This is a genomic window from Nocardia abscessus (genome assembly GCF_015477775.1).
In the GTDB taxonomy this organism is placed as follows: Bacteria; Actinomycetota; Actinomycetes; order Mycobacteriales; family Mycobacteriaceae; genus Nocardia; species Nocardia abscessus_A.
This window is the reverse complement of record NZ_JADLQO010000002.1, coordinates 296,237-319,672: the sequence shown is the minus strand read 5'-3', so window position 1 is coordinate 319,672 and position 23,436 is coordinate 296,237. Positions and strand designations below refer to the sequence as shown.

At 69.4% G+C, this 23,436-nt stretch carries 20 protein-coding genes; 12 read left to right on the top strand and 8 right to left on the bottom strand.

What is annotated here, in order from left to right; translation table 11 throughout:
• The first annotated feature begins 3 nt into the window (after positions 1-3).
• Genes IU450_RS07035 through IU450_RS07010 form a run of 6 tightly spaced genes read left to right on the top strand, consistent with a single transcriptional unit; the run spans position 4 to position 7,045 of the window.
• Positions 4-2,148, top strand: coding sequence for a hypothetical protein (locus IU450_RS07035; RefSeq protein WP_195148969.1), 2,145 nt, complete (start codon positions 4-6; stop codon positions 2,146-2,148).
• Positions 2,145-2,453 (top strand): transposase, encoded by a 309-nt coding sequence (locus IU450_RS07030; protein ID WP_159919349.1) that lies wholly within the window; start codon positions 2,145-2,147, stop codon positions 2,451-2,453. The genes IU450_RS07035 and IU450_RS07030 overlap by 4 nt, the downstream gene beginning before the upstream one ends.
• Before the next feature lie 37 nt (positions 2,454-2,490).
• On the top strand, positions 2,491-4,155 hold the full coding sequence (locus IU450_RS07025; protein ID WP_195148968.1) for a M23 family metallopeptidase: 1,665 nt from the start codon (positions 2,491-2,493) through the stop codon (positions 4,153-4,155).
• On the top strand, positions 4,152-4,784 hold the full coding sequence (locus IU450_RS07020; RefSeq protein ID WP_324197572.1) for a hypothetical protein: 633 nt from the start codon (positions 4,152-4,154) through the stop codon (positions 4,782-4,784). Before IU450_RS07025 ends, IU450_RS07020 begins: the two co-directional genes overlap by 4 nt.
• Positions 4,785-4,826: 42 nt before the next feature.
• Positions 4,827-6,662 (top strand): type IV secretory system conjugative DNA transfer family protein, encoded by a 1,836-nt coding sequence (locus tag IU450_RS07015; RefSeq protein WP_195148967.1) that lies wholly within the window; start codon positions 4,827-4,829, stop codon positions 6,660-6,662.
• Positions 6,659-7,045: a DUF4913 domain-containing protein gene (locus tag IU450_RS07010; RefSeq protein ID WP_233060934.1), complete on the top strand. Its 387-nt coding sequence runs from the start codon at positions 6,659-6,661 to the stop codon at positions 7,043-7,045. Before IU450_RS07015 ends, IU450_RS07010 begins: the two co-directional genes overlap by 4 nt.
• Positions 7,046-7,126: 81 nt before the next feature.
• Here IU450_RS07010 and IU450_RS07005 read toward each other — a convergent pair whose 3' ends face one another.
• Complete coding sequence (locus tag IU450_RS07005) at positions 7,127-7,675, bottom strand: hypothetical protein (protein ID WP_195148966.1); 549 nt, start codon at positions 7,673-7,675, stop codon at positions 7,127-7,129.
• A 501-nt stretch (positions 7,676-8,176) separates the two neighbouring features.
• A complete protein-coding gene (locus tag IU450_RS07000) occupies positions 8,177-9,055 on the bottom strand; it encodes a peptidylprolyl isomerase (RefSeq protein WP_195148965.1) in 879 nt (292 codons plus the stop codon).
• Between the two features lie 140 nt (positions 9,056-9,195).
• Between IU450_RS07000 and hisS the strand changes: the two genes are divergently transcribed.
• The 3 genes from hisS (at position 9,196) to IU450_RS06985 (ending at position 12,364) form a co-directional block, all read left to right on the top strand.
• Positions 9,196-10,467 carry a histidine--tRNA ligase gene (gene hisS, locus IU450_RS06995; protein WP_195148964.1) on the top strand — a complete coding sequence of 424 codons (1,272 nt, stop codon included), beginning with the start codon at positions 9,196-9,198 and terminating at the stop codon, positions 10,465-10,467.
• A gap of 140 nt (positions 10,468-10,607) precedes the next feature.
• Positions 10,608-11,255 carry a hypothetical protein gene (locus tag IU450_RS06990; RefSeq protein ID WP_195148963.1) on the top strand — a complete coding sequence of 216 codons (648 nt, stop codon included), beginning with the start codon at positions 10,608-10,610 and terminating at the stop codon, positions 11,253-11,255.
• A 104-nt stretch (positions 11,256-11,359) separates the two neighbouring features.
• On the top strand, positions 11,360-12,364 hold the full coding sequence (locus IU450_RS06985; protein WP_195148962.1) for a malate dehydrogenase: 1,005 nt from the start codon (positions 11,360-11,362) through the stop codon (positions 12,362-12,364).
• A 33-nt stretch (positions 12,365-12,397) separates the two neighbouring features.
• Here IU450_RS06985 and IU450_RS06980 read toward each other — a convergent pair whose 3' ends face one another.
• The 4 genes from IU450_RS06980 to IU450_RS06965 form a co-directional block, all read right to left on the bottom strand.
• Positions 12,398-13,477, bottom strand: coding sequence for a 2-oxoacid:ferredoxin oxidoreductase subunit beta (locus IU450_RS06980; protein ID WP_195148961.1), 1,080 nt, complete (start codon positions 13,475-13,477; stop codon positions 12,398-12,400).
• Positions 13,474-15,447 carry a 2-oxoacid:acceptor oxidoreductase subunit alpha gene (locus IU450_RS06975; RefSeq protein ID WP_195148960.1) on the bottom strand — a complete coding sequence of 658 codons (1,974 nt, stop codon included), beginning with the start codon at positions 15,445-15,447 and terminating at the stop codon, positions 13,474-13,476. The genes IU450_RS06980 and IU450_RS06975 overlap by 4 nt, the downstream gene beginning before the upstream one ends.
• 110 nt (positions 15,448-15,557) lie before the next feature.
• Positions 15,558-16,574 (bottom strand): Rv2578c family radical SAM protein, encoded by a 1,017-nt coding sequence (locus IU450_RS06970; RefSeq protein WP_195148959.1) that lies wholly within the window; start codon positions 16,572-16,574, stop codon positions 15,558-15,560.
• Between the two features lie 31 nt (positions 16,575-16,605).
• Complete coding sequence (locus IU450_RS06965; protein ID WP_195148958.1) at positions 16,606-17,610, bottom strand: NAD-dependent epimerase/dehydratase family protein; 1,005 nt, start codon at positions 17,608-17,610, stop codon at positions 16,606-16,608.
• A 211-nt stretch (positions 17,611-17,821) separates the two neighbouring features.
• On the opposite strand from IU450_RS06965, the gene IU450_RS06960 reads away from it, so the two are divergent.
• Positions 17,822-18,151 (top strand): type VII secretion target, encoded by a 330-nt coding sequence (locus IU450_RS06960; protein ID WP_195148957.1) that lies wholly within the window; start codon positions 17,822-17,824, stop codon positions 18,149-18,151.
• Positions 18,148-19,773, top strand: coding sequence for a hypothetical protein (locus IU450_RS06955; RefSeq protein ID WP_195148956.1), 1,626 nt, complete (start codon positions 18,148-18,150; stop codon positions 19,771-19,773). Before IU450_RS06960 ends, IU450_RS06955 begins: the two co-directional genes overlap by 4 nt.
• Before the next feature lie 75 nt (positions 19,774-19,848).
• On the opposite strand, the gene IU450_RS06950 is transcribed toward IU450_RS06955, so the two are convergent.
• Entirely contained in the window at positions 19,849-20,385 is a 537-nt protein-coding gene (locus IU450_RS06950; protein ID WP_195148955.1) for a hypothetical protein, read from the bottom strand.
• A gap of 116 nt (positions 20,386-20,501) precedes the next feature.
• Positions 20,502-21,425 carry a neutral zinc metallopeptidase gene (locus IU450_RS06945; RefSeq protein WP_195148954.1) on the bottom strand — a complete coding sequence of 308 codons (924 nt, stop codon included), beginning with the start codon at positions 21,423-21,425 and terminating at the stop codon, positions 20,502-20,504.
• A 190-nt stretch (positions 21,426-21,615) separates the two neighbouring features.
• On the opposite strand from IU450_RS06945, the gene aspS reads away from it, so the two are divergent.
• Entirely contained in the window at positions 21,616-23,406 is a 1,791-nt protein-coding gene (gene aspS / locus IU450_RS06940; RefSeq protein ID WP_195148953.1) for an aspartate--tRNA ligase, read from the top strand.
• Positions 23,407-23,436 lie beyond the last annotated feature (30 nt).

Below are 23,436 nucleotides of genomic sequence, written 5' to 3'. Positions count from 1 at the left end.
TTCATGGCACGGGACTACGAGCCACCCGTACGGGAACGCGACGAGGACGCACGCCGCAGGCGACTCGAGCAATCCGGCCGGGACGAGTGGGGACAGCGGCCGGAGCGGCGGCGTTCCGCACGGGATTCGGCGCGGGTGAACGGCGAGGACCGGCTCGGCGTCGACCCGTCCGACCGGCGGGCCGCCGAGCGGCGCGCGCGAGCGGCCGCGGGCCGGGCCGACGGCATGCGCGCCGACCGGGCGCACGCCGAGCGGTCCCGCGGCGAGCGGAGTTCCCGCACGTCCCGTGACGCGGCCACCGAGCGCATCGCCGCACGACCGGATCGCAACGGCGGCAGGAACGGCCGCGTGGCGCGGCCCGCGAAGGTCGACTACACCGCCGACCGCGCCATGGGCACGCCGTACACGGACAGGGCGGCCCGCCGCGCGAAGGCGAAAGCCGATCGGCGCAAGCAGTCCGGTCCGCCGCTGCTCGACGACGCCACCCGCGCCAGACTGGAGATGATCGCCCGCGAGGGCAGTGGCCTGCGTGCGGCGTTCGCGCAGTTCCGGGTCCGCACCGACGACATCCGCCGCCGCAACTACGCGGCCCGCGCGGAGCAGACGATCGAGGACGGATTCGACCGCAGCACAGCGCAACTCACCGACCGCGGCTACGCGGGACCGGGCGGCGGCCGGATGAACGTGGTCGGCCGCCCGGTCGAGTACCGGGCCACCACCGCCCAGGTCGCCGGTCTGTGGCCGTGGTCGGTCGGTGCGGGCGCGCCGTTGATCGGCACGCCGCTCGGTTCGCATCTGCACACCGGAGCGCCGGTCTGCTTCGATCCGATGAACTGGTTCATGCGCGGCAGCTTCATCACCGCCCCCAGCCTGTTCGTGCTCGGCCTCAACGGTTTCGGTAAGTCCTCGCTGGTCCGCAGGATCGTGCTGGGCGGCATCGCGCAGGGGATCACGCCGCTGATCCTGGCCGACGTCAAACCGGACTACCGGAAGATGGTCGAGCTCGTCGGCGGCCAGGTGATCGACCTGGGGTACGGGCACGGCAAGCTCAACCCGCTCGCGGCGGGCGTGCTCGGTGCGGTCGTTCCGCGCCTGGAAGAGTTCCCCGCCCTGCAACTGCAGGTGTTGCAAGACCTGCGGGCCAGGCAGGTGACGCTGATCGCGGGCTTGGTCGAACTGGTGCGCGGTGACCGGGTCCGCGACTACGAGGAGACGCTGATCTCCACCGCGCTGCGCATTCTCTACCGGCCGGGCAGCGGTTACACCCCGGACAAGCCGCCGATCATGGAGAACCTTCTCGAGGTGATCGTCGGCGGCGGCGAGGAATTGATGCTGGACGCGGGTTCCGACAACCCCGCGGAGTACCAGGAAGCGATCAAGGGGCTGCGCCGCTCGCTGCGCGCGCTCACCCAGGGCCCGTTCGGCGCGGTCTTCAACGGCCAGACCACCGTGCCGATCGACACCAGCGCGGTGGCGGTGTGCATGGACGTCTCGCACATCCCGACCGGCGACAAGAAGCTCAAGGCCGCGGTCATGCTGGCCTGCTGGGCCGACGGGTTCGCCTCGGTCGAGGCCGCGCACGTGCTCGCCGACGCGAAGCTCGGCCCGCAGCGCTACTTCCAGGTGGTGATGGACGAGCTGTGGCAGGTGCTCGGCCTCGGTGACTTCATGGTCGACCGCGTCGACGAGCTCACCCGGTTGCAGCGCGGCATCGCCACCGCGCTGATCATGATCAGCCACACCATCAAGGACCTGCAATCGCTCGGTTCGGAAGCCGCCATCGCGAAGGCGCTCGGTTTCCTCGAGCGGGCGCGCGCCAAGATCTTCGGCGCGCTCCCGGCCGAGGAGATCAAACGGCTGGACAGCACGGTTCCGTTCACATCGGCCGAGGAGGAGATGGTGACCGGATGGTCAGCACCGCAAGCGCTGACCGGCGAGGCGCTCAAACCGGGTCAGCAGCGGCCGTCCCCGCCCGGCACCGGTAAATTCCTGCTGAAGATCGGTGAGGACCGCAGGCCCGGCATCCCGTTCCACATGGAATTCACGCTGTCGGAGAAGGAAAGCGGGATCCACGACACCAACCAGAGGTTCAGCGAGTTCACCGAATCCACCTCGCGCGGGACGGATTCACCGGGGAGTGCAGCATGATGCCGCACCGGTCCTACCGTCGCGTCTCCCCGGAGGTACGCCAGGCGGCGGTCGAACAGGTCATCGCGCTGACCGGCAAGCTGCGCAGTGAATCGGAGGCGTGCCGCGTGGTCGCCGAACAGATCGGCGTGCACACGAACTCGGTGCGGAATTGGGTGCGCGCGGCCGAAGGCCCCAGTCTGGAGCGGATGGACGCGACCGCGCTGCGGCGCAAAGTGGCGCTGCTGCAACAGCAGTTGGCGGCCGCCGCCGAGATGAACCGCACGTTGGCCGACACCCTCAACGAAGCCCGGCGCCGGACGTGAACGACGGCTGCGCGCGGCACGATGCCGGAGTGCGGCGATGAGCGGCAAATCGGCGTTGTGGACGGCGCTGGGCGCGGTGCTCGGTCTGGTGACCATCGTGCTGGTCATCGTCATGCCCGCCGTGGACGACCCCTGTGAGGGCGGCTCCGTCCTCGGCTCGCAGTCGGCGCTTCCGCCGCTGGGCGGTCACCCGCCGGGCGATCGGCGTGCCGCCGCGACCGCCACCTCCGGCGCGTCACAGACCAATCCGGCCGCGACCGCCACCCCCTCGCTCGCCGCGGGAGTCGGCCCGCTGCGCCGCACGTTGCCGATGGCCACCGGAACCTTCACCGTGTCGGACACTTTCGGGTCGCGCGGCGGCGCGCACCGGGGCGTCGACTTGGCCGCGCCCGACGGTACCCCCATCTTCTCGGTATCCGACGGCCGCGTGGTCGCCGCCGGTCCGGCGTCGGGATTCGGCAACTGGATCGTCGTCGACTCGGTGGACACCAACGGCCGTTCGTACTCGGCGGTCTACGGCCACATGTGGGATTCGGGCGTGCTCGTCCGGCCGGGCGACACGGTGACCGCGGGGCAGCACATCGGCGCGGTGGGCTCGGCCGGTGAATCCAGCGGGCCGCACCTGCATTTCGAGATCGTCCCGGGCGGCCGGTTCACCGGCGGACGCCAGATCGACCCGTTGCCCTGGCTGGACGGCGCGCCGACCCCGGACGTCGGCGGTGCGCGCGCCTATTCCAGCGATCCGCGGTGCAGCCTCGGCTTCGGCACCGCGGGCGGCGCGCTCGCCGCGGGCAAGGTACCGCAGGAACTGGAGATCTGGTACCGCCGTGCGGGTTCGATCTGCCCGCAGGTCGCGCCGTCGCTGCTGGCCGCGCAGGGCAGGCAGGAGTCCGGCTTCCGCCGTGGCGCGACCTCGCCCGCCGGTGCCCAGGGCTTGGCGCAGTTCCTGCCGACCACCGCCGTGAGCATCAATCCCGACGACGGTCAGCCCTACGTGATCGACGCCGACGGCAACGGGGTGGCGAGTGTGTGGGACGACGGAGACGCGATCATCGGTCAGGGGCGGTACATGTGCGCGATCGCGCACAAGATCCAGCGCTGGCAGGCCGAGGGCCGGGTGCAGGGCGACATTGTCGCGCTCACGCTGGCGGCGTACAACGCGGGCGAAGGCGCGGTGCTGGCCTCCGGCGGCATGCCGAACCAGGTCGCGGCCCACTACGCCGAGACCCAGCCGTACGTACGCAACATCCTCGCGATGGAGGCGCAATACCGAGCGCCGGGTTCGCTCGGCCGGTTCACTCCCGGACAGGGTTCCAGCGGTGACCAGATCGTCGAAGCGGCGCACGAGTGGCTCGGCACCCCCTATGTCTGGGGCGGGGGCGGGCCACAAGGACCGAGCGGCGGGGGACTGGACGGGCCGGGGCTGACCGCGGCGGCGGTGTTCGCGGCGTCCTCCGGCACGGTGACGCTGCCGCGTACGGCCGAACAGCAGTGGGAGGCAGGTGCCGAAGTGCCGATGAGCAGAGCGCAGCCGGGCGATCTGGTGTTCAGCTCGTTCGGTCCGCGTGGACCCGCGCAGGTCGGCGTCTACGCCGGGAACGGCCGGATGATCCAGTCGGTGCCGGGCGCGGATGCCCGGTCGGGAGGCGGCGTTTCGGAAGTCGCGGTGCCAGGGGACGGACGGGCGAGGAGGGTGCTGTGAGCGTCGACGCGCCCGAACACGCGACGGCGGGACTGCCGCGACCACCACGGGTGCGGTTAGCCTGGATGGACAGAGCAAATGCACGTGCGAAACTGGTGGTGATTCTGGTGCTGAGCGCTGCGGTGCTGAGTGCGGCCTGTGGCCGCGCGGACCGCGCGGACGCGGGATCCGATGCGGCGCACCCCGCTACGTCCACACCCCGGCTACTGGAGGGCGTGCCCGCGCCCGACCCGGTGACGCCCGACGGCGTGGCGGTCGCGGCGCTGCGGGAGATCTACAGCTGGCAACCCGCCACCGAGGCCCAAGGCGCTTCGCTGGGCCGGGCGCGGAAGTTCCTCGGCCCCAGCTTGATTCGTATGCTGGATGCGGCACCGACCGCGGTGGAGACGCCGAAGTCGACGTTGCAATGGTCGGATTGGGCGAGGGAAGGGGCGCGGGTGGAGGCGTTCACTTTCGCGTCCGGTGAGAAGGCGCCGACCCTGAGCGACCCGAACGTCCAGCAATTCAAGATCGGGATCGAGCAGACCGTCGTCTATCCGAACGGGCGCAAAGAGCCGTTGCCGCCCGCGACGGTGATCGCCACCGTCGTGCGCACACCCGACGGCTGGCGGCTCGACGCGTTCCGCTGACCACCCGCTTTCCGTACCGGACGGCCGACCCAGGAGGCACACATGGCGAAGAAGAAAAAGGTGACGGATCCGGCCGTTCCCGGACCCGACGTCAGCCTGCTACTGACCTACGCCGGCTTCGCGATCTTCGGAACCCTGTGGCTCGCGCTGCATCTGGGCAACCTGCTCGCGGGCAGCCCGCAGAAGGTCCCGTTCAATCCGATCGCGATCGCGGCCGATCTGGCGCGGGGCAGGCTGCAGTGGCCGGGCGCGGCCACGGCGATCGTACTGCTGGTGATCCTGAGCGTGGTCGCCTACCTGGTGATCCGCAAGGAATTGCAGAAGCGCCGGACCAAGGGCAGGTTGCCGGTCGACGACAAGGCCGACGTGATGGGCAACGGCGGCGCGATCTCGATGCTCACCGAGGCGGGCGTCCGGGAGAAGGCCGAGCAGCTCGGCGTGAAACTCGGCTACAACGACGTCCCGGGCGTGCCGATCGGCGTCGGTGTGGCCGATGGTGTGATGCTCTACGGCTCGTACGAGGATCTGCACCTGGACATCTGGGGGCCGCGTCAAGGCAAGTCGACCTCCCGGGTGATCCCGGCGATCCTCACCGCGATCGGTCCGGTGCTGGCCACCTCGAACAAGCGGGACGTGGTGGACGCGACCCGAGACGTCCGCGAGGCCAAAGGAAGTCCCACCTTCGTCTTCGATCCGCAGGGTGTCGCGGGCGAGGAGCCGACCTGGTTCTGGGACCCGCTGTCCTGGGTCGACGCCAGGCGTGAGGGCTGCGAAATGCGTGCGGCGCGGTTGGCGGGCCACTTCGCCGACGGCGACGACGGCCGCGACACCAAGACCGACGCGTTCTTCGATCCCGAGGCCGAGGATCTGCTGGCCGGGTTGTTCCTCGCGGCAGCGGTGGGCGACCGCAACGGCAGCAGGCCGATCGTGCAGGTGTGGGAATGGGTGACCAACCCGCAGGACACCGAACCCATCGAGCTTCTGCGCGCCGCCCGCCACCACTACACGGCCTCGGGTCTGTCCTCGCAGTACAACACCGATCCGCGCACGCGCAGCGGCATCTTCGGCACCGCCAAGAAGATGATCCGCTGCCTGAAGCTGTCGAACGTGCACCCGTGGATCACCCGCGGCGGCGACCGCAGGGAGTTCGACGAGCTGGAGTTCCTGGAGAACAACGGAACTCTCTACAGCCTGTCGCTGGAGGGCCGCGGGTCGGCCGCGCCTCTGGTGAGCGCGCTCACCGAGGCCGTGGTGGACGTGGCGATGCGGAAGGCCTCGCAGTCGGCCGGTGGCCGCCTGGCTATTCCGATGCTCGCCGTGCTCGACGAGGCCGCCAACGTGGTGCGCTGGAAGGATCTGCCCAAGCAGTACAGCCACTTCGGCTCGCGCGGCATCGTGGTGATGACGGTGCTGCAATCCTGGGCGCAGGGCGCGCGCTGCTGGGGTGAGAGCGGCATGAACGCGTTGTGGTCGGCGGCGAACATCAAGGTGCTCGGCAGCGGTGTGGACGACACCAAGTTCCTGCAGGAGCGTTCGGATGTGCTCGGCGAGTACGACGCGATTTCGCAGTCGGTCTCCGAATCCAAAGGCGGCAAGAGCTATTCGCGCTCGCTGGGCTCGTCCAAGACCTTCTCGGTGAACGGCCTGGCGACGCTGCCGCGGGGCCGGGCCATCCTGTTCCCGTCCGGTGCGCCGCCGGTGCTCCTGCGCACCGTGCCGTGGTGGGAGGGTGAGTACGCTGCCGACGTGAAGAAGTCCATCTCGCGCCACGACCCGCAGCGCAAGACGGAGATCACGGACCTGATCGGCGCGCCCTCGCTCAGCAAGTCGACGCCGCCGCCGGAATACGGACAAGTCGAGGAGGTTCGGCCGCTGTGACCGAACAGCAGCAACAACCGATGATCTACGCGAGCGTGGTGGAGTTCGTCGAGAACTACCTCAGCCTGGTCTATCGGCGGCAGGTCACCGATCTCAGTGACACGGTGTGGTGCCCGGAGTGGTGGCAGCACGCCGAGGCGGTCGCCCGGCTGGACGCGCTGTGGCGGGCCTGGGAGCACTACCGGCTGGACGGGCGCACCGGATTGAGCGTCTGGTTCCTGGATCACGCGGACCCGCACATGGCGAAGCTGTTCGACCCCAAGGGACCGTTCAAGTACTGCAGTGTCCGCAACGGCCACAAGGACATGCTCAGCCCGCTGCCTCTGAAATCGCCGCAGCACGGCATGTTCGGTGATCCCACGGTGGGTGACTTCCGTACGTAATCCGCTGTGCGGCGGTCTTTCTCGCGATGACCCCGGAAACACGAACGCCCGCCGGAATCCGGCGGGCGTTTGTTCGTTCGGCTACCTCGTGCGTTCCAGGCCGCGGGATTCCTGTTCCCTCGCCCGGGTGACCGACGGCGCCGCGTCGGGGCGGGTGCGTACCGCCTCGCCGGGCGGTTGCGCCTGCCCTACTTCGATCAGCATCCGCACCGCCGCGAGCTCCGGTGCGACACCCATTTTGGCCAGATGGGCCGCGATAGCCATCCGGCGTTCCGCGGAGTCGTATTGCAAAGCCGGCTTGGCGGTGGCGGCGGCGTTGGCGGCCATTCGGGACGCCTCGGCTTGCGCGGAGAAGCGGTCCTTCTCCAGGGACACACCCTTTTCCGCGATCGGCTTCTCGATCAGCCGGGCCAGCTCGGTGTTGCGCGGGTCCTTGGCCTTCGCGTCACGAGCTTCCCGGATCTGCAATTCCTTGGCCTCTTTGATGCGGGCCTCGGTGAGCTTGGCGCGCGCTTCGGCTTCCTTCTGACCACGCTCGCGGGTCCGCAAGGCGACGAGCGTCGCAAGCTGCAACATTGTCCTCATCATGGCCGCGGTTTCCCGGCCGATGTCGTCCAGTTCCTCGGACATGGCTGCTCCCCGATGCTGCAGTGATCACTATGGATGGTTGTGGTGCTTCGTTACGGACACCGCCACGCGAACTGTAGTCCCGTGCAGCGGGTCCCGCCTGCAAACGTGGACACCCGGAGAACTCGCGTCGCGCCACTCTCGGCTCGGGATCCTCGGTTCGGATCCTCGGTTCGGATCCTCGGTTCGGATCCTCGGTTCGGATCCTCGGTTCGGATCCTCGGTTCGGATCCTCGGTTCGGGATAGCCCGGCCGAAGGGTGACTACGCTGCGGGAACTCCTTGTTTCGAGATTACCCGACAAAGGTCGGCACAATCGAACGAGCGTGCCGCTTTATCAGCATATATCGCACATTTCCGGCGTGTCTCCTGGCGCGCCGGACGATCTTCGAATTCAGGACAGCCTAACTGAAGAAAGGTTTGGTTATCCTTGCTCTGGCCGGACGGGGGCTGGACACGACTCGGGCCCGCGGCCGTGATCGGCGGCGGGCCCGAGGGATCGCGCTCAGCGGTCGATGCGCACCGACTGGATGGTGACCGGCTGCTTGGGCTTCCCGTCACCCGGGCCGTTGGAGTCGTCCTGGCCCACCGCGGCGATCTTGTCGAGGGTGCCGAGGCTGTTGTCATCCACCGTGCCGAAGATCGTGTACTGCGGCGGGAGCAGTGAATCGGAGTACACGATGAAGAACTGGCTGCCGTTGGTTCCAGGGCCGGCGTTGGCCATGGCGAGTACGCCGCGCTTGTAGGAGATCGGCTCGCTCGACGCTGCCGGATCATTCGGAGCATACTGATCGGTCGGGTATTCGTTGTCGAATTCGTAGCCGGGCCCGCCCATTCCGGAACCGGTGGGGTCGCCGCACTGCAGGACCTTCAGGCCCTCACCCGCGGTCATCCGGTGACAGCTGGTGCCGTCGAAGTAGTTCTGCGACGCCAGGCTGACGAAGCTGTTCACCGTGCACGGCGACTCGGCGTTGTTCAGCGTCAGCCCGATCGGGCCCTGGCTGGTCTCCACGCTGACGCTGACCTCGGCATCGACGCCCGTGGTGGGGATGCCGTCGCCCTTCGGCTTGTTCACCGGCTTGTCCGCGGGCTTGGCGCTGTCGCGGTAGGCGCAGTCGACCGTGGCGGCCTTGGCCTTCGCCGACGGCGGCGCTGCCGCGGTGGGCGTGCTGGACAGCGAGGCGTCGGCTGCGTCGGAGCTGCCGCTGTCGTCGCCGCGGGTCAAGAAGTACACCCCGGTCACGGCGGCGACCACGACGACGACACCGAGTACCGATCCGGCGATCGTGAGTTGCTTGCGCCTGCGCGCCCGCTCGGCCCGGTTGGCGAGCTGACGTTCCAGCTTGCGTTTCGCCGCTGCTCGTCGCTGTTCGTTGGTCGGCACTACCACGTTCCTCCCGTATCCGGTTACATCGGGATAAGAGTGTGCCATTTCTTCCTGAGACTGCTCGGCAACCTTCCTGAGAGGCGCTTGCGCGGAACCGGTTGGACTTGCGGGGGCGTAGTGGTGGAAACTGGAGCATCGTGACCAAGACCAGCAGCTTTTCCGCCCCGAAGGGGGTACCGGACTACGTGCCACCCGGCTCGGCCGAGTTCGTCGCGGTGCGCGACGGCCTCCTGCGCGCCGCCCGACTGGCCGGGTACGGGCATATCGAGCTGCCGGTCTTCGAGGACACGGGCCTGTTCGCCCGTGGTGTCGGCGAGTCCACCGACGTCGTCACCAAGGAGATGTACACCTTCCCCGACCGCGGCGATCGCAGCGTCACCCTTCGTCCCGAAGGAACCGCGGGCGTGATGCGCGCGGTCATCGAGCACGGCCTCGACCGCGGCCAGTTGCCGGTGAAGTTGTGCTACGCGGGTCCCTTCTTCCGCTACGAGCGGCCGCAAGCCGGTCGGTACCGGCAGTTGCAGCAGGTGGGCATCGAGGCGATCGGCGTCGACGACCCGGCGCTGGACGCCGAGGTGATCGCCATCGCCGACGCCGGGTTCCGCGGTCTCGGACTCGACGGGTTCCGGCTCGAGATCACCTCGCTGGGCGACGAGACGTGCCGTCCGCAGTACCGCGAACTGCTGCAGGATTTCCTGCTCGGCCTGCCGCTGGACGAGGAGACCAGGCGGCGCGCCCAGCTCAACCCGCTGCGCGTGCTGGACGACAAGCGACCCGAGGTACGCGCGATGACCGCGGACGCGCCGCTGATGATCGACCACCTGTCGGAGTCGGCCAAAGCGCACTTCGAGCAGGTGCTCGGCCACCTGGAAGCGCTGGGTGTGCCGTACGTGGTGAACCCACGCATGGTGCGGGGGCTGGACTACTACACCAAGACCACGTTCGAGTTCGTGCACGACGGTCTCGGCGCGCAGTCCGGCATCGGTGGCGGCGGCCGCTACGACGGGCTCATGGCCGAGCTCGGCGGGCAGCCGCTGTCGGGCATCGGGTTCGGCCTCGGCGTCGACCGCACCATCCTGGCGCTGGCGGCCGAAGGCAAGTCGGCGGGCGATCAGGCGCGCTGCGAGGTCTTCGGCGTGCCGCTGGGTGACGCCGCCAAACAGCGGCTGGTGGTGCTGGCCGCGCAGTTGCGGGCGGCGGGCGTCCGGGTGGATCTGGCCTACGGCGGCCGCGGCGTGAAGGGCGCGCTGAAAGCGGCCGACCGCTCCGGGGCGAAGTTCACGCTCGTGCTCGGGGATCGGGATCTCGCGGAGAACACCGTGGGGCTCAAGGACATGGCCACCGGTGACCAGCGGCAGATTCCGCTGCCCGAGGCGGTCGGCGTGATCCGGGAGTCGCTGGCCGGATAGCGGGTGCGCGGCGCTGTCGGGTTTCCCGGCACAAGCGCCGCACGCACGGTACTGTGCGTCGAACCCGTCGCTGACCGGGCGATGGGCGCGGTGGCGTGACCGGCGCACGACCGGTGCCGGAGTCGCGAGAGGGCGGAGCAGTGTCCACGAATTCTGATGACCAGCGGGCGGTCGCACCGGTGGGGCTCGATCTGGTCGCGCCCGAGCTGTACGCGCCGATGCTGCGTCGTCTCGCGCTGGCCGCTTCGGGCATCGGGCTCGGCGCGGCGCTGCTGGCCGCGACCGTGGTGAGCTGGCCGATCGCCGTTGCCATCGGCGTCGTCGTCGGCGCGCCGACCGTGCTGTACGCCGTCGCGCTGCGCCGGCGGCGAATGTGGGTGACGGGAACGAGGATCCACGCCCGCAGGCTGTTCGGTGAACGCCAGGTGGAGATGTCGGCGGCGACCGGCGTCGAGGTCCTCGTTTTCCCGGCCAGGTTGAGCCGCATCGCTCTGCGGGTCACCGCCGGAGAGGTCTCCCAGGTCGTTCCGCTGGCCATGTACACCGACGCGGGCAGCGGCCGGGAACTGCACCTGCTCGGCCTGCGCAGGCTCGCCGACGCGCTGTCGGCCAGCCAATTGGCAGCGGCCGTAGCGGTTTCCGAGATGCTGGTGCAGCAGTTGCGGGCCGAGGCGCGGGATGCCGGGCTGGAGGAACGGCCCCTGTATCGCGCCGTGCGGCTGGCGCGGGCCAAGGACGCGGTGTCACCGATCGTGCTGACCGACACCGAGGTTGCCACGCTCGGCTGACCGTCCGCTCCGGGGGCGCTGTCGCGTTGCTCACCGTGCGCCTTCAGCGGCGGTGAGAGTGGCTAGGGTGGCAGCAGAAGTCCGCCGACCACAAGGAGTTCGTCGTGAGCACCGCCGCTGGGACCGTGACCGTCACCGTGACCGGGGCCGCGGGTCAGATCGCCTACGGCATGCTGTTCCGGATCGCCTCCGGCGCGATGCTGGGCCCGGACACGCCCGTGCGGCTGCGGCTGCTCGAGGTCCCCGCGGCGGTGGCGTCGCTGGAGGGCGTCGCGATGGAACTGGACGACGGCGCGTTCGAGCTGCTGGAGTCGGTCGACATCAGCGACGACCCGTGGATCGGCTTCGCCGGCGCCGACATCGCCCTGCTGGTCGGCGCTCGGCCGCGTACGGCAGGCATGGAGCGCTCGGATCTGCTGGCCGCCAACGGCGCGATCTTCACCGAGCAGGGCGCCGCGATCAACGCCAGCGCCGCGGACGACGTGCGGGTGCTCGTGATCGGCAACCCGGCCAACACCAACGCCTTCATCGCCATGAGCAACGCCCCCGACGTGCCCGCCGAGCGTTTCACCGCCATGACCCGGCTGGACCACAATCGCGCCATCGCGCAACTGGCCAAGAAGACCGGTGCGCCCGCGGCCGACATCGCGCGCGTCGCGATCTGGGGCAACCACTCCGCGACGCAGTACCCGGACATCGCGCACGCCACCATCGCCGGACGCCCCGCCCTCGACCTCATCGGCGATCGGGCCTGGGTGACCGACGAGTTCGTGCCCACCGTGCAGCAGCGCGGCACCGCCATCATCCAGGCCCGCGGCGCGTCCTCGGCAGCCAGTGCGGCCAGCGCCGCGATCGATCACATCCACGACTGGGTGCGGGGCACCCGGGACGGCGACTGGGTCTCCATGGCCGTGCCCTCGGACGGCTCCTACGGCGTGCCCGAAGGGCTGATCAGCTCGTTCCCGGTCACCTGCGCGAACGGCGAGTACCGGATCGTGCCCGATCTGGTCGTCGACGATCTCGCCCGGCCCCGGATCGACGCCTCGTTCGCGGAACTGGAGCAGGAACGCGACGCCGTCATCGACCTCGGCTTCGCCAAGCGCGCCTGACCTGCCGCGGGACGCCCGGCGACCAGGGGCTGGCTATCCGACCGTCCAGGTCTCGGGTCCGGTGAGCAGGGACTGGAGCGAGTCCGGACCGACGGGTTTCTTTTCGCGAGCCGCCTCCGTCTGGTAGCGCACTCCGTCGTCGTAGGTCGGTCGCGAGACGTTGCGGAAGACGCCGGTGACCACGTGGTCGAGTCCTTGGTCGGACAGCCGCGACAGCGCGTAGGCGTATTCCGGGTCGTCGGCGTAGGCGTCGTGCACCACGATGTCGGACTCCGAGACACTGTCGGCGCGAGCCACCGCGAGCCCGAAACCGCGGCGTACGACCGCGAATTCGCCTTCGGCGCCGAAACGGATCTGCTCGGCGTGCCGCAGCGGGATGAGGTGGTCGGCGGCGTTGTCCCGGCGCAGCGCGTCGAACGAGCCGTCGTTGAAGATCGGGCAGTCCTGCAGGATCTCCACGAACGACGTGCCGCGATGCTCCGCGGCGCCGCGCAGCACCTCGGTGAGCCCGGCGCGATCGGAATCCAGCGCGCGGGCGGCGAAGGTCGCTTCCGCGCCCAGCGCCACCGACAGGGTGTTGAACGGATGGTCCACCGATCCCATCGGGGTCGATTTGGTGACCTTGCCCTGCTCCGACGTCGGCGAGTACTGCCCCTTGGTCAAGCCGTAGATCCGGTTGTTGAACAGCAGGATCGTCATGTTCACGTTGCGGCGCAACGCGTGGATCAGATGGTTGCCGCCGATGGACAGCGCGTCGCCGTCACCGGTCACCACCCAGACCGACAGGTCGGGCCTGCTGACCGCCAAACCGGTCGCGATCGCGGGCGCGCGACCGTGGATGGAGTGGATGCCGTAGGCCTCCAAATAGTACGGGAAGCGGCTGGAGCAGCCGATCCCGGACACGAACATCAGATTCTCCCTGCGCAACCCGAGTTCGGCGAGGAAGCCCCGCACCGTCGCCAGGATCACGTAGTCGCCGCAGCCGGGGCACCAGCGCACCTCTTGATCGGAGGTGAAGTCCTTCACCTTCTGCGGTCCGTCCGCGGACGGCACCCCGGACACTCCGGTCAATCCCAGATCGGTACCGACCAGCGAGGTCTCCACGATGGTCATGCGTCACCCCCAGCTGTGCGATCAGCGGCTGCTTCGCCTGCGCTCTGCCCGGCGCAGGGTCGGTAGGTGGCCCGCGCCCGTGCGGCGAAGACCTTGTTCTGTTCCATCTCCTCGATCGACCCGTCCAGCGCCGCGTCGATCACCCCGACCAGTTCCTGGGCGGAGAACGCCGTGCCCGCGATCTTCGTCCACGGCCGCACGTCGACCAGGTACTTCGCCCGCAACAGTGTGGCCAGCTGGCCGCCGTTCATCTCCGGCGCGACCACGACGCGATAGCGGCGCAGCACTTCACCGAGATCGGCGGGCAACGGATTCAGATGTCGCAGATGCGCCTGGGCGACCGCGACACCGCGCCGCCGCGCGCGCCTGCACGCCTCGCCGATCGGGCCGTAGGAACTGCCCCAGCCGATCAACAGCAGCTCGGCGGTGCCGTCCGGATCGTCGACCGTGAGGTCGGGGACCTCGATGCCGTCGATCTTGACCTGGCGCAGGCGAACCATGAGTTCGTGATTGGCCGGGTCGTAGGAGATGTTGCCGCTGCCGTCGGCCTTCTCCAGCCCGCCGATCCGGTGGGCCCGGCCTTTCGTGCCCGGGACGGCGAGCGGGCGCGCGAGCGTGTCGGGATCGCGCGCGTACGGCTGGAACGGGTCGGTGTCGTCGCCTTCCGGTTCGAACGCCGGGTCGATCGGTGCCAGCTCGGTCACCCGGGGAATGGACCACGGCTCGGAGCCGTTCGCGATCGCGCCGTCGGACAGCAGCAGCACCGGCGTGCGGTAGGTGAGTGCGATCCGCGCCGCCTCCACGGCGGTGGCGAAGCAATCGGCGGGGGAGCGTGGCGCGAGCACCGCCACCGGTGACTCGCCGTTGCGGCCGTAGAGGGCCTGCAACAGGTCGGCCTGCTCAGTCTTGGTCGGCAGGCCGGTCGACGGCCCGCCGCGCTGCACATCGATCACGATCAGCGGCAGCTCCGTCATCACCGCGAGTCCGATGGTTTCGCTCTTGAGCGCGAGTCCGGGACCGGAGGTACTGGTGACGCCGAGCGCGCCGCCGAGCGAAGCGCCGAGTGCCGCACCGATTCCCGCGATCTCGTCCTCGGCCTGGAAGGTGGTGACGTCGAAATTCTTGTGCTTGCTCAGTTCGTGCAGGATGTCCGAAGCGGGCGTGATGGGGTAGGTGCCGAGAAAGACCGGCAGCCCCGCGAGCTGACCGGCGGTGATCAGGCCGTAGGCGAGCGCGGTGTTCCCGGTGATCTGGCGGTAGGTGCCAGGCGGCAGCTTGGCGGGCGCGATCTCGTAGGTGGTGGCGAAGCTCTCGGTGGTCTCGCCGTAGTTCCAGCCCGCCCGGAACGCCAGCACGTTGGCCTCGGCGATATCCGGCTTGGTCGCGAACTTCTCCCGCATGAACTGCTCGGTGCCGCCGATCGGCCGGCCGTACATCCAGGACAGCAGGCCGAGGGCGAACATGTTCTTCGCGCGCTGGGCGTCCTTCTTGCCGACGCCGGTCGATTCGGTGGCGCCGAGGGTGAGCGAGGTCATCGGTACGCGGTGCACCACGAAGTCCGACAGGGTGTCGTCGGCCAGCGGATCGGCTGGGTAGCCGACCTTGGCAATGGCCCGCTTGGTGAACTCGTCGGTGTTGACGATGACGGTGGCGCCGCGCGGGAGATCCTCCAGGTTCGCTTTGAGCGCGGCGGGGTTCATCGCGACCAGCACGTCGGGCTGGTCGCCCGCGGTGAGGATGTCGTAGTCGGCGATCTGGATCTGGAACGACGAGACGCCCGGCAGGGTGCCCTGCGGCGCTCTGATCTCGGCGGGGAAGCTGGGCTGAGTGGCCAGGTCGTTACCGAAGGCGGCGGCCTCGTGGGTGAAGCGATCGCCCGTCAGCTGCATTCCGTCGCCGGAATCCCCGGCGAACCGAATGACGACCTTTTCCAATTTCGCTGTGCCGACATCTTTTTGGTGTGAAACCATATGCCTGCTTCACTTCCTCGTCGCTGAGAGGTGCCATCGCCAAACTACTCCGTCGAATGCGGTGCGCGCCCCCGAAGCGCGGGGACCGGCGAGATTCGGCGGTGCTGGCGTCAGGCGAACAATGCCAGTTGCGAGCCGGTCGTGTGCGTGGTTTCGCGTCGTGTCTCCGGTTCGGCTCGCGTGCGCGCCGTCAGGCCGTGCTCCGCCAGCAGCGGAGCCACCCGCGCGCGCAGCCAAGCCGAGTACTCCGGCGTGACGTAGGCCCCGCGGCGATACAGTTGGCGGTACCGGCGCAGCAACGCCGGATGGTGCTCGGCCAGCCAGGACAGGAACCAGCCCCGCGTGCTGCCGCGCAAATGCATCGGGAACGCGACGGCCGAATCCGCCCCGGCATCGGCGATCGCGCCGAAGATCGCGTCCAGGTGCGCCCGGCCGTCGGTGAGGCAGGGGATGATCGGGGCGACCAGGACGTCGACCGCGAAACCCGCGTCGGCGAGTGCGCGCACCAAGTCCAGCCGGGCACGGGGCGAGGGTGTGCCGGGCTCCAGGCTCCGGTGCAGATCCTGGTCCAGGATCGCGATGGACACCGCGAGGCTCACCCGCACCTCGCGGGAGGCCGCGGTGAGCAACGGCAGGTCCCGGCGCAGCAGGGTGCCCTTGGTGAGGATGGAGAAGGGGGTGCCGGATTCGGTCAGTGCGCGAATAATGCCCGGCATCAACCGATATCGCCCCTCGGCACGCTGGTAGGGATCGGTATTGGTGCCCAGTGCCACCGGGTCGCGGCGCCAGGATCGCCTGCCGAGTTCCTTGCGCAGGACCGCGGCGACATTCGTCTTCACCACGATCTGCGAATCGAAGTCCCGGCCTGCGTCCAGATCGAGATACTCGTGCGTGCCGCGCGCGAAACAGTAGCGGCACGCGTGCGAACAACCCCGCATCGGATTGACCGTCCATTGGAACGGCACGTTGGCGCCCTCGGGTACCCGGTTCAGCGCACTCTTGCAGAGCACTTCGTGGAACGTGATGCCCTCGAACTCCGGCGTCTGCACGGTGCGCACCAGACCGGCCCGGGACAGCCCGGGCAAGGCGCCGTCCTCGGCGTCCAAGGTCTGGCTCTGCCAACGCACCCCCTCAGTCGAACATGTGTTCTAGGAGCTGTCAAGCGATCTGCCTGGTGTCGGGCGGGGTGAGCCGGGCCGGGTCGGCGAAGAAGGCGACCAGGTCGCGAACCGTGTCGTCGAGCGGGCGTGGCTGGTAGCCGAGCTCACGTTCGGCCTTGCCGTGGTCCACGACGGGCGCGGAGATCAGGGCGCCGAGCGCGGCCTTGGAGACGATGTCGGAGTTGAACAGCTTGCCGATCGGGGCCAGCACCGGGATGACGCCGGATATGAGTTTGGGGGAGATGGCGAACTTCGGACCCCGCTTGCCGCCATGAGTCGCGGCGACGCGGCACAGTTCGAGCATCGAGATCATCGATCCGCCGAGCAGGTAGTTCTCGCCGGTGCGGCCGTGTTCTCCGGCCAGGACCAGGCCCTCTGCCACGTCGCGCACGTCCACCAGGTCGAATCCACCGCCGATCATGGCGGGCACCCGCCCCAGTGCCGCGTCCTTGAGGGTCCGGTTGATGCGCGAGAGCGGCTTGCTGTAGTCCAGCGGGCCGAACACGCCGGTGGGGTTGCACAGCACGGCGTCGAGGCCCTGGTCGATCACCTTGCGCAGCGCCACCTCGCCCGCCCACTTGGACCGGTCGTAGACCGGCAGCGCGGGGTCGGTCGAGCGGGGCGCGTTCTCGTCGATCCGGCCGCCACAGCTGTACTGGTCGAACGCGTGGATCGAGCTGGCGTGCACCATCCGGCGCGCGCCCACGGCCAGCGCCGCCTCGGCGACCACGCGCACGCCCTCGGTGTTCACCCGCCAGGCCAGGTCGTTCTTCTCCGCCAGGGTGATCACCGCGACCAGGTGGTAGACCACCTCGGCGCCGTCCAGCGCGGCACGCATCGAGGCCGGGTCGAGCACATCGCCGCGCACCCAGGTGACGCCGGGCGCCGCCGGCTCGTCGGGAATCGCCCGATCGATGGCGGCGATCTGGTGACCGCGCTCGGTGAGGATGCGGAGCAGATTCGTGCCAAGGTAGCCGGCTGCGCCGGTCACTGCGACCTTCATGGGACAGAGAATATAGAACTTGTTCTAATTTGCAACACGTTCCAATTCGGTCCGGTTCGCCCGGTCGCGCGGCGCGTTCGGGCTCGTGAGATGCCGGTCCGGTCCGCTATATTGGGCGCAACCGTAGCGGCCCTTGCCGATTCGGCAGGGAGCCGGCGGATCACGACAAGTTCATGACGCAGATCTGTACGACGATGTGGGGGGCAACTCGATGAGTGATCTCTCGGTAGAGACCGAAGCGGTCCGGGCGTTCGCCGCCACGAACGCCGGAATCGCCGGTGATCTCGCGGGGGCGGGCAATTTCGACGCGGTGCGCAACGTGTCCGCGCTGGTTCCGGTGTTCGGTTTGATCGGGGCCGACTACCTGGCGATGTTCGCCGCGGCGCAGGTGTTGCAGGCCAAGGACATCAACGATCTGTCGGCCAAGTACACCAAGCTGTCGGAGTCGGCGTTCAGCGCCGCCGCGGCCTACGACGCCGTCGACTGGTCCAACGCGGGCGCGCTCGGATCGATCGCGGGACAGATCGGGGACGCGATATGAGACCGCTGGACAGCGGCGTCATCGCGCCGCAGGACGAAGCCGTCGCACACGCGGCCGAACAGAACCTCGCCATCGGCCAGCAGACCGTGCTGGAGGCGCTGCAGCAGGCACCGGCCCAGGCGGTGCTCGACGTGCCGCTGCCGCAATTGCCCGAAGACCTGCCGCCCATCGAGCCACCCGAATTCGTGCTGTCGCGCAAGATCTCCGAGGATCAGCATTCGGCCGCCGCGGTGCCCGCCGGTCTGCCCGGATTGAGCGGCGTGCCGGGCGCGGGGGACTCGGCGGACGCGGCGGGCGTGCCGCACGAGATGTCCGCGCTGCTCGGCGACATGAACACCGCGGTCGAGCACGTCGCCGCGCCGATGGCCGAGTCCGCGCTCGACCAGGCGCAGGGTGTGCTCGACGGCGCGCTCACCGCCGCGCCGAGCGCGGTCGGCACCGCGGTGAACCAGGCTTCGGCCGCCGCCGCGTCGTTGCCCGCGCTGCCCGCCGACCCGGTCGCCGCGCTGATGCAGGGCGTCGCGGTTCCCGCGCTGCCCGGCGTCGACCTGCTGATGAAGCCGATCTTGGACCTGCTCAGCAGCTTCGGTACCGGTGTCATCGGCGCGTTCGATCCGACCGCGATCCTCAGCCAGTCCTCCAAGGTCATCGAGATGGCGATGCAGGTGGGCAAGGGCAGCATCAGCACGGTCGACCAGCTGTGGCAGAGTCAGGCCGCCCGCAATGCCCAGGCCGCGAGCCAGCAGGCGAACGTGGAGGGGCAGGAGACCAGCAAGCGCGGCATCGACATCTCCGAACTCACCCAGCGGGCCGCCGCGGTCGTGCAGCAGGGCAACGCCCAGTTGCTCGGGATCGCGTCGTCGTTCGCCACCCAGGCCACCGCGTTCGCGCCGGTGATCCTCACCCCGCCCGCGCAGGCGGCGCTGATCGCCTCGGCCACCGAACACCTCGGCAACGCCGTCGGCGTGGTCAACGCCACCCGCGGGGATCTGGCGGGCAAGACCGGCGAGCTCGGCAGCATGGTGCAGCAGTTGGTCGCGCCGGGCGGCGGGCCCGCGCCCCAGGAGGTCGCGCAGGCGCTGGCGCAGAACGTCGGCCAGCCGATCCTGGAGCAGGCGCAGTCGACCGCGTCCGACACCGCGACGAAGGCGGCGGGTCTGGACTCCTACACGCCAGGGACGTCGAGCCCGACGACCACGCCGTCGTCGGTGCCCAGCACGCACAGTCCCAGTTCCAGCCACGGCGCGCCGAGCGGACTGCTCGGCAGCAGCCCCAGCCGGTCCGGAAGCCCGAGCACGCCCTCGGTGCCCAAGGCCAGCGGCCTGCCCGGCACCACGGTTCCGCCGATTCGCTCGGTCGCCGGTGTCCCCGGTGTTTCGCTCGGTACCGGCACACCCGGTAGCACCACACCCGCCGGATCGAGCAGCTTCATGGGTGGCCCGGCCGGCGCCGCGGGGCAGCGGAGCAACGAGGAGGAGCACTCGCGCACGGTGCAGCCGTACCAGAGCCCCACCGGCAACGACGATCTCACCGGTCCGCTCGGCGAAAGTACGCCGGACGTCATCGGTGCGACGCACTCGGACGAGATCATCAGCTCGGACTACGAGCAGGACCAGTTCTGACCCGGCCGCCGGGTGCCCGGCGCGGCACCCGGCCCGAACGGCTCGTGGCCGTTCGGGCCGAGTGACGAGCGAATGTCAGTTGCTCTGGACGAACGCGTCGAGCAATTTCTTGTAGAGGTCGGCGAAGCGCTTGCGTGCGGCCTGTTGCTCGGCGCCGAGTCCCTCGGCGGTTTCCGGTGAGTACACCACCAGATGCACGTCCTGAGCCGGTGCCTGTGGCATGTAGTCGATGATCCGGCTGCTCTGATCAATGGGCCTCGGCACGCCGAGGTCCGCCGCGGCCAGTGCGTTGGTCTCGGCCAGCGCGGCGCTGAGCACATCGGGCGGAATGTGACCGTCGATCCGCTTCGGCGCGGTCTCGGGACTGCGATCGGCGGCCACGGCATCGGGGCTGCTGATCGCACGGCCGTCGGCGAAGATCTCCAGCTGTGGGCGGAGATCGGTCCGGGCCTGCCAACCGTCCGGAATGGTGGTCAGCGTGAACAGTGCCAGCGGTGCGGCGATCGGCGGTAGCGCACTGGGGCGATCCGGGGCAGGGTCGGCCGTGGCGGCGCCCGAGCCCGCCGCGACGATCAGCAGCACAACCAGCAGAACAGCTTTCGTTACTCGCATCGATCCCATCTTCCGGTGCGGTCCGTGTTCGCCTGCGGCGCAGGCGGACTGCCGTAGATCATGACAGCGCGCCGGCCCTGGCGGTACCGGCGCGCTGTGTCCGATCCGATCCGGTGCTACCGCGGGGTGGGCGGATTGTTGAGGTCCTGCGCCGAATAGGTGTCGCACGCACGGACCTGACCGGTCCGGTAACCGGTGAGGAACCACTTCTGGCGCTGCTCGGACGAACCGTGCGTCCAGGCTTCGGGATTCACCCGGCCCTGCGCCGCCCGCTGGATACGGTCGTCACCGACCGCCGCGGCCGCCGAGAGTGCGTCGGCGACATCCTTGTCCGACAGCGGCTTCAGGAACGGCTGGTCGCTGCCGGGCGCGGGCTGCTGGTCCGCGAAATGCGCCCAGATTCCGGCGTAGCAGTCGGCCTGCAGTTCGGTGCGCACCGCGCCGGACTCCGGCCCGCGCGGATCGCGTTGTGCGCGGCCGAGGTCGCCGAGCAGGTTCTGGATGTGATGGCCGATCTCGTGCGCCACGACGTATTCCTGGGCGAGCGGACCGCCGCTGGCGCCGAAGCGATCCACCAGGTCCTGGAAGAAGCTGGTGTCGAAGTAGGCGGTCCGATCGGCCGGGCAGTAGAACGGGCCGACATCGCTGGTGGCGTTGCCGCAGCCGGTCGAGGTGGCGCCGGAGAAGAGCACGACTTTCGGCTCGGCATAGCGCTTGCCTGCCTGCTTCGGCAGCTCGGCCGACCACACCGCGTCCAAGCTCTGCGCGGTGAGCGCCACCCGGCAGTCGACGTACTTGTTGGCGTCCGCGCCGGTCTTGCAGTGGGTGGGGGTGCCCTCCGTGCCGGGCTGTGTCCGGGTCTGCTCGGGCGCGCCGGTGAAATTGCCGAGGACGGAGCCGGGGTCGCCACCCAGCAGCAGCGTCAGTACCAGCACGATGAGTCCGCCCGCGCCGCCGCCGAGCGCGAGTTTGCCGCCCATGCCCGGACCGCCGGAGGAAACCCGGTCCGGATCGATCTGCATGCCCTCGTTGAAGGTCATCGTCGTCGCTTTCTCGCTTGTCCGTCGGGGTCACACAGCCCTCGGTCGTACGAGCCCCGGTTCTCACTCCCGCGGGTACAGCTTGGCACGGGCGCGGCGATATCGGTTTCCACTCGGGGAATGTGTCTCACTACGATGGTCTCGCACCTGGTCACACCGCGCCCGGTGCCGAGTCGTCGAAAGGAACCCCGTGCTGCGCACCCACTTGGCTGGTTCGCTGCGAAGCGAGCATGCCGGTCAGACCGTCACTCTCACCGGCTGGGTGGCCCGGCGGCGTGACCACGGTGGGGTGATCTTCATCGATCTGCGCGACGCGTCGGGCGTCGCCCAGGCGGTCTTCCGTGAGGGCGAACCCGCCGAACAGGCACACCGGCTGCGCGCCGAGTACTGCGTGCGCGTCACCGGCACCGTGGAAGCGCGGCCGAGCGGCAACGAGAACCCGGAACTGCCCACCGGCGCCATCGAGGTGAACGTCACCGAGCTCGAAGTGCTGAACGAGAGCGCTCCGCTGCCGTTCCAGCTGGACGAGCAGCCCGGTGAGGAGGCGCGCCTGAAGCACCGCTACCTGGACCTGCGCCGCGAAGCCCCGGCGCACGCCATCCGGCTGCGCTCCAGGGTGAACGCGGCCGCCCGCGAGGTGCTCGCCCGCCACGAGTTCGTCGAAGTCGAGACCCCCACGCTGACCCGGTCCACGCCAGAGGGCGCGCGCGACTTCCTGGTGCCCGCGCGCCTGCAGCCGGGCAGCTTCTACGCCCTGCCGCAGAGCCCGCAGCTGTTCAAGCAGTTGCTCATGGTCGGCGGCATCGAACGCTACTACCAGATCGCGCGGTGCTACCGGGACGAGGACTTCCGCGCCGACCGCCAGCCGGAGTTCACCCAGCTCGACATCGAGATGAGCTTCGTGCGCCAGGAGGACGTGATCCTGCTGGCGGAGGAGATCCTGGTCGCGCTGTGGAAGCTGGTCGGCTACGAGATCCAGACCCCGATCCCGCACATGACCTACGCCGAGGCCATGCGCCGTTTCGGCACCGACAAGCCCGACCTGCGCTTCGGCGTGGAGATCACCGAGTGCACCGACTACTTCGCCGACACCCCGTTCCGGGTGTTCCAGGCGCCCTACGTGGGCGCGGTGGTCATGCCGGGCGGCGCGAGCCAGCCGCGGCGGCAGCTCGACGCCTGGCAGGAGTGGGCCAAGCAGCGCGGCGCCAAGGGGCTGGCTTACATCCTGGTGAACGAGGACGGCACGCTCGGCGGCCCGGTCGCCAAGAACCTCAGCGAAGCCGAGCGTGATGGGCTGGCCAAGCACGTCGGCGCGGTCCCCGGCGACTGTGTGTTCTTCGCCGCGGGCGCACCGAAGGCGCAGCGTGCGTTGCTCGGCGCGGCGCGTGTCGAGATCGCACGCAAGGTCGGGCTCATCGACGAGGACGCCTGGTCGTTCGTGTGGGTCGTGGACGCGCCGCTGTTCGAGCCGACCGTCGAGGCGACCGCGAGCGGCGACGTGGCGGTGGGTCACTCCGCGTGGACCGCGGTGCATCACGCTTTCACCTCGCCGAAGCCGGAGTCGCTGGACACCTTCGACGCCGACCCGGGCTCGGCGCTGGCCTACGCCTACGACATCGTCTGCAACGGCAACGAGATCGGCGGCGGGTCGATTCGTATCCACCGCCGCGACGTGCAGGAACGCGTTTTCGAGGTGATGGGGATCAGCCAGGAGGAGGCGCAGGAGAAGTTCGGCTTCCTGCTGGACGCCTTCGCCTTCGGCGCTCCCCCGCACGGTGGCATCGCCTTCGGCTGGGACCGGGTCACCGCGCTGCTGGCGGGAGAGGACTCGATCCGTGAGGTCATCGCGTTCCCGAAGACCGGTGGCGGCGTCGACCCGCTGACCGACGCACCCGCGCCGATCACCGCACAGCAGCGCAAAGAGGCGGGGCTGGACGTCAAGCCGGAGCAGAAGGCGGCCGACGCCGCGACCGCGTCGTAGCGGAGCGAACGCGCGAACGGTACCTTCTGG

Bases quoted from the DNA above. Each gene is read 5' to 3' on its own strand.
- IU450_RS07005 (WP_195148966.1), bottom strand. From the start codon at position 7,675: ATGTCCGAGGAACTGGACGACATCGGCCGGGAAACCGCGGCCATGATG.
- IU450_RS07015 (WP_195148967.1), top strand. From the start codon at position 4,827: ATGGCGAAGAAGAAAAAGGTGACGGATCCGGCCGTTCCCGGACCCGAC.
- IU450_RS06945 (WP_195148954.1), bottom strand. From the start codon at position 21,425: ATGACCTTCAACGAGGGCATGCAGATCGATCCGGACCGGGTTTCCTCC.
- IU450_RS06950 (WP_195148955.1), bottom strand. From the start codon at position 20,385: ATGCGAGTAACGAAAGCTGTTCTGCTGGTTGTGCTGCTGATCGTCGCG.
- IU450_RS06955 (WP_195148956.1), top strand. From the start codon at position 18,148: ATGAGACCGCTGGACAGCGGCGTCATCGCGCCGCAGGACGAAGCCGTC.
- IU450_RS06975 (WP_195148960.1), bottom strand. From the start codon at position 15,447: ATGGTTTCACACCAAAAAGATGTCGGCACAGCGAAATTGGAAAAGGTC.
- IU450_RS07030 (WP_159919349.1), top strand. From the start codon at position 2,145: ATGATGCCGCACCGGTCCTACCGTCGCGTCTCCCCGGAGGTACGCCAG.
- IU450_RS07025 (WP_195148968.1), top strand. From the start codon at position 2,491: ATGAGCGGCAAATCGGCGTTGTGGACGGCGCTGGGCGCGGTGCTCGGT.
- IU450_RS06960 (WP_195148957.1), top strand. From the start codon at position 17,822: ATGAGTGATCTCTCGGTAGAGACCGAAGCGGTCCGGGCGTTCGCCGCC.
- IU450_RS06965 (WP_195148958.1), bottom strand. From the start codon at position 17,610: ATGAAGGTCGCAGTGACCGGCGCAGCCGGCTACCTTGGCACGAATCTG.
- IU450_RS06980 (WP_195148961.1), bottom strand. From the start codon at position 13,477: ATGACCATCGTGGAGACCTCGCTGGTCGGTACCGATCTGGGATTGACC.
- IU450_RS07035 (WP_195148969.1), top strand. From the start codon at position 4: ATGGCACGGGACTACGAGCCACCCGTACGGGAACGCGACGAGGACGCA.